Origin of the sequence: Kitasatospora sp. MBT66 (assembly GCF_000710405.2) — a bacterium.
In the GTDB taxonomy this organism is placed as follows: Bacteria; Actinomycetota; Actinomycetes; order Streptomycetales; family Streptomycetaceae; genus Kitasatospora; species Kitasatospora purpeofusca.
This window is the reverse complement of sequence record NZ_JAIY01000004.1, coordinates 574083-574521: the sequence shown is the minus strand read 5'-3', so window position 1 is coordinate 574521 and position 439 is coordinate 574083. Positions and strand designations below refer to the sequence as shown.

The following is a 439-nucleotide window of genomic DNA, read 5'->3' as shown; positions in this document are numbered from 1 at the left end:
CGGGAGCGCGACAGCCACTAGCGACAGCCACCAGGGGTCCTCACCCCGCTGCGCACCCCGGTGTGCGGGAAACGACGCGCGGCGCTCACCGGGCAAACATCCCGGGGAAACCGCCGATCAGGCAGCATGTCCGCATGGAGCGCACGCTGGATGACTGGATCGCCGAGGCCTGTACCGAGCTGGGCATCGACCTGGACGTCGATGTCAAGGGTCTGCTCGACCTGGCCCGGGTGGTCGCGCACGGGGTGGACCGGCCCGCCGCCCCGCTGACCACCTTTCTGATCGGGTACGCCGCAGCGTCGCGCGGCGGCGGGCCGGAGGCGGTCGCCGAGGCGTCCCGGCGGGCCGCCGCGCTCGCCGAGCGCTGGGCCGCCGCGGCCACGGACCAGGGGCAGCCGTGAGCGCGGTGGAGGACCTCGTCGTGCTCGACCAGCCGCCG

The 439-nt window shown here is 74.7% G+C and carries 1 protein-coding gene; it reads left to right on the top strand.

Annotation, left to right across the window (positions count from 1 at the left end):
• Positions 1-134 precede the first annotated feature (134 nt).
• A complete protein-coding gene (locus tag BI06_RS09235) occupies positions 135-401 on the top strand; it encodes a DUF6457 domain-containing protein (RefSeq protein WP_030392458.1) in 267 nt (88 codons plus the stop codon).
• The last annotated feature ends 38 nt before the right edge of the window (positions 402-439 follow it).

Bases quoted from the DNA above. Each gene is read 5' to 3' on its own strand.
- BI06_RS09235 (WP_030392458.1), top strand. From the start codon at position 135: ATGGAGCGCACGCTGGATGACTGGATCGCCGAGGCCTGTACCGAGCTG.